4 protein-coding genes are annotated in these 4,589 nt (G+C 69.0%); 2 read left to right on the forward strand and 2 right to left on the reverse strand.

The window, feature by feature from the left end; all coding sequences use genetic code 11:
- Positions 1–865, forward strand: an 865-nt coding sequence (locus tag ACEN88_RS24910; protein WP_413343996.1) for a sensor histidine kinase, incomplete at its 5' end; no start/stop codon positions are given.
- A gap of 3 nt (positions 866–868) precedes the next feature.
- A complete protein-coding gene (locus tag ACEN88_RS24915) occupies positions 869–1,612 on the forward strand; it encodes a LytR/AlgR family response regulator transcription factor (RefSeq protein WP_413343998.1) in 744 nt (247 codons plus the stop codon).
- 99 nt (positions 1,613–1,711) lie between these two features.
- Here the strand turns inward: ACEN88_RS24915 and ACEN88_RS24920 are convergent, their stop codons facing one another.
- The gene (locus tag ACEN88_RS24920; RefSeq protein WP_413344000.1) at positions 1,712–3,973 is read right to left on the reverse strand and encodes an ATP-dependent DNA helicase; all 2,262 of its coding nucleotides are present in this window, start codon (positions 3,971–3,973) and stop codon (positions 1,712–1,714) included.
- Positions 3,970–4,589: VRR-NUC domain-containing protein (locus ACEN88_RS24925; protein ID WP_413344002.1), on the reverse strand; the 620-nt coding region annotated here is incomplete at its 5' end. The genes ACEN88_RS24920 and ACEN88_RS24925, both read right to left, overlap by 4 nt.

A 4,589-nucleotide genomic window follows, 5' to 3' on the forward strand; every position in this document is an offset into this window, starting at 1 on the left:
GGGCATGACGGCGGCCTGCGTGTCCGCGCTGTGGTGCGGCATGGGCGCGGTTTGGAACAGCCTGCTGGCCGCGCTGGCGCCGGACGCTTACGAGCCCGTCGCGAGCGGCCCCGTGCTGGCCTCGATGTTCGGCCTCGGCCTGATCCTGTACGGCCTGGCGGCCGCCGTGAATTACCTGCTGATCGAGACCGAACGCGTGCGCCAGCTCGAGACGCAGCGCCTGGAGATGAAGCTGATGGCCCAGGATGCGGAGCTGCGCATGCTGCGCGCCCAGGTCGATCCACACTTCCTGTTCAACAGCCTGAATTCGATCAGCGCGCTGACGTCGCTCGACCCGGCGGCCGCACGTGCCATGACCGTGCAGCTGGCCGAGTTCTTCCGGCACACGCTGGGCCTGCGCGCCGACCGCAAGGTGACGCTCGACCAGGAACTGCAGCTCGTGCGGCATTTCGTCGGCATCGAGCAGGTGCGCTACGGCGACCGGCTGCGCTTCGATGCCGCCATCGATCCCGCCGCCGGCCAGTGCCTGCTGGCGCCGATGCTGCTGCAACCGCTCGTGGAGAACGCGATCAAGCACGGCATCGGCCAGATGATCGAGCCCGGCCTCGTGCGCATCGAAGCGACGCGCGCCGGATCGATCCTGCGCATCCGCGTGGAGAACGACGTCGACCCCGACAGCGTCGACGGTGCCGCTTCGGCACGCGGCACGGGCCTGGGCCTCGTCAACGTGCGCCAGCGCCTCGCGGCGGACCATGGGCATGAGGCGAGCGCGCACTGGATGCGGCGCGACGGCCGCTTCATCGTGGAGCTCGCACTGCCGGCGGCGACGGCCGACGAACCCCAACCCGAACTCGAAAGGACCTGACGCATGCGCGTGATCATCGTGGACGACGAACCCCTGGCGCGCGCCGTGCTGCGCGAGCATCTCGGGCTACACCCCGACGTGGAGATCGTCGGCGAATGCGCCAACGGCTTCGAGGCCGTGAAGGCCATCGCGGAGCTGGCGCCCGATCTCGTGTTCCTCGACATCCAGATGCCCAAGCTGGACGGCTTCGAAGTCGTCGAGCTGGCCGGCGCGAAGACGCACTACGTGTTCGTCACCGCGTACGACCAGTTCGCGTTGCGGGCCTTCGACGTCCACGCGCTCGACTACCTGCTGAAACCGTTCACGCGCGAACGCCTCGCGCAGGCGCTGGCGCATGCGCGCGAACGCGTCGCCGCGCCCGCGACCGAGGGGGAGGCGGCGATGCGCGCGCTCGTGAGCGATGCGCGGGCGCGCCACCAGCCGATCGAGCGCGTGCTGATCCGCGACGGCGCGCGCGTGCAGGTCATCCCCGTCGCGCGCATCGACTACATCGAGGCCCAGGACGATTACGTGGCCATCTGCTCGGAGGGCCGCCAGTGGCTGAAGAACCAGCGCATGGCCGAACTGGAAAGCCAGCTCGATCCGCAGGCCTTCCTGCGCGTGCACCGGTCGTACATCGTCAACCTGGGCACCATCGCGCGCATCGAGCCGACCGGGAAGGACGGTCACTGCGCGGTGCTGAAGTCCGGGGCGCGCATTCCGATCAGCCGCAGCGGTTATCAAAAGGTCCGCGACCTGATGCGCTAGCGGCTGATTCAGGGCGGCCATGGCGTCGTTGCAGCTCCTCGCCGTGCAACCGCACTGTCGTCGTCGCCGCGCCTGGTCCTGTCCACCCTGAATGCGCCGCTAGAAGGCGGCCTTGTCGACGTGCCACCAGGCGGGCAGCAGCGCCCGCACGTCGGGCCGCGCGAAGCGGTCGTCGATCAGCCATACGACGCCGCGGTCCTGCTCCGTACGGATCACGCGGCCCGCCGCCTGCACGACCTTCTGCATGCCGGGATAGAGATAGGCGTAGTCGTAGCCTGCGCCGAACATGGCTTGCATGCGCTGGCGCAGCTGCTCGTTGACGGGGTTTACCTGTGGCAGGCCAAGGGTCGCGACGAAGGCGCCGATGAGCCGCTCGCCGGGCAGGTCGATGCCTTCGCCGAACGAGCCGCCCAGCACCGCGAAGCCGATCCCGCGGCCGCCCGCGACGAAGCGCGCGAGGAAGTCCGCACGTTCCGGTTCGCTCATGCGGCGCGCCTGTCTCCATGCGGGGATGTCGGGATGGTCGCGCTCGAAGCGGTCCGCCACCTGCTGCAGATAGTCGAAGCTGGAAAAGAACGCGAGGTAGTTGCCGGGTTGTTCGCGGTACTGGTCCGCCATCAGGGTCGCGATCGGCGCGAGCGAACTGGCCCGGGCCTGGTAGCGCGTCGAGATGCCGTGCGCGACGTGCACGTCCAGCTGGCTCGCGGTGAACGGGGAGTCGACGTCGATCCACGCGGTGTCTGCCGGCATGCCGAGCAGGTCGGCGAAATAATGCCAGGGGCTCAGGGTCGCGGAGAACAGCGTCGTCGAATGGGCGTACGCGAAGCGCGGACCAAGGAAAGATGCGGGGACGACGTTGCGGATGCAGAGGGTCGTGTTGCGCTCGTCCTCGCGCGTGACGTCGAACAGCGAATGCGCGCCGAACGATTCCGCGAGCCGGCCGAACTGCAGCGCGCCGAAATAAAAATCCTGCAGTTCCGGTTCGAGCGGTACGGGGAAGGCCGCCATGTGCTCCGTGATGGCGCTGGCCGCGCCCTGCAGCGCGTTCAGGAATTTGTCGGGCAGGCCGTCCAGCACCTGGTAGGGCAGGGGCGCGGACTTGCTCGCGTCCGTCCACGCGCGCTTGACCTTGTCGAGCGGCTTGTGCAGCGCCGGCGGTGCGACGGCCCGTGCCGCGCGCAGGTCCGCGCGTTGCAACGTCGCCGTGTACATCGAACGTGCGCGGGATACGAGGTTGTGCGCCTCGTCCGCGAGCACGCTGACCTTCCAGCCGCGTTCCAGCGCCAGCGCGTACAGCATCGCGCCGCCGTCGAACCAGTAGTTGTAGTCGCCCACGACGACGTCGCTCCAGCGCACCATCTCGCTGCCCAGGTAGTACGGGCAGACGTCATGCGCGAGACCGATTTCGCGCAGCGCGGCGCGGTCGAGCATGTCCGCGTTCGCCGCCGCGTCGCGCGCGGCGGGCAGGCGGTCGTAGAAGCCCTGGGCAAGCGGGCACGAATCGCCATGGCAGGCTTTGTCCGGGTGCTCGCAGGCCTTGTCGCGCGCGCTCAGTTCGAGCACGCGCAATGGCAGCGTGCCACCGGATTTGAGTGTCGCTGCGGCGTCCAGCGCGAGCTGGCGTCCCGGCGTCTTCGCGGCCAGGAAGAACACCTTGTCGAGCCCCTGGCCGGGCGCCGCTTTCAGCACCGGGAACAGGGTGCCGACGGTCTTGCCGATGCCGGTCGGGGCCTGCGCGAGCAGGCTGCGCTTGCCGGCATTGGCGCGGAAGATGGCTTCCGCGAGCTGGCGCTGGCCGGGACGGAAGTCAGCGTGCGGAAAACGCAGCGCCGTCAACGCGGCGTCGCGCGCGCCGCGGTGCGCGAGTTCCTGTTCGGCCCAGGCGACGAAGCGGCGGCACTGGTCTTCGAACAGCGCGGCGAGGTCGGCGCGGGTGCGGGTCTCGCGCAGCACGGTTTCCTGCTGGGTGCCGATGTCGAAGTAGACGAGCGCCAGGTTGACGTCGTCCATTCCGAGCTCCTCGCACATCAGGTGTCCATAGACGCGCAGCTGGGCCCAGGCCAGGCGCAGATGGTTGTCGGGGATGCGCGCGAACTGGCCGCGGTACGTCTTGACCTCTTCGATCAGGTTGCGGTCGGGGTCGTAGCCGTCGGCCCGCCCGCGCACGTGCAGCGGGCCCCAGTCGCCTGCCAGCGTCACTTCGCTGCGGTAGTTGTCGTCGCGGCGGGATGCCACGACGGCATGGCCCGCGATGCCTTCCTGCGCCGTGGGCGACGGCGTGAAGCGCAGGTCGAGGTCGCCCTGCTTGGCCGTGAATTCGCACAGGGCACGCACGGACACGACGTAGCGTGCGTCGTTCATGCGGCGGCCTGCTCCCATTGCAGGTAGCACACCGTGATCGGCATGCCGTGCTCGGCGCAGTAATCGATCCAGCGCAGCTGGTTGTCCTGCAGGCGGTCGCCCGGGCCCTTCACCTCGATCATGTTGTAGCGCTTTTCTTCAGGCCAGAACTGGACCAGGTCGGGGAAGCCCGTGCGGTTTTCCTTCACGTCCTGCAGGATGCGGCGGAACCACAGTGTCAGGTGCGCCGCCGGGATGCAGTCCAGCGCCAGTTCGATGATGCCGCGATCGAGCCAGTCCCACGCGACGAACGGCGATTGCAGGCCTGCCTTCTCGTCGTACGTCGCGAGGATGGCGGCGCGGTGGCGGCCGTCGTCCAGCAGGGCGAGGCAGGCCTCGAAGTCGTCCTTGCGGCGCTGGTAGAAGTCGGCCGCGAACAGGTCGGCCGGACCGCGGTGGAACGGGTGGAAGAACGCGCCCGGGATGGCCGCGAAGATCGCGCGCCAGCACAACAGGCCGAACAGTGTGTTGGCCAGCGTGTTCTCGACGTAGAAGACGGGCGCGTCGGCGCGCGCCAGATGCGCCAGCACCACGCCTTCGACGCGCCATTCGCCGCCCGGCAGCGGCAGGCTCAGGT

This window comes from Massilia sp. CT11-108, assembly GCF_047302915.1.
GTDB lineage: Bacteria > Pseudomonadota > Gammaproteobacteria > Burkholderiales > Burkholderiaceae_D > Telluria > Telluria orientalis.

Excerpts from the sequence above, each read along its gene's own strand:
- ACEN88_RS24920 (WP_413344000.1), bottom strand. The coding sequence starts at position 3,973 with ATGAACGACGCACGCTACGTCGTGTCCGTGCGTGCCCTGTGCGAATTC.
- ACEN88_RS24915 (WP_413343998.1), top strand. The coding sequence starts at position 869 with ATGCGCGTGATCATCGTGGACGACGAACCCCTGGCGCGCGCCGTGCTG.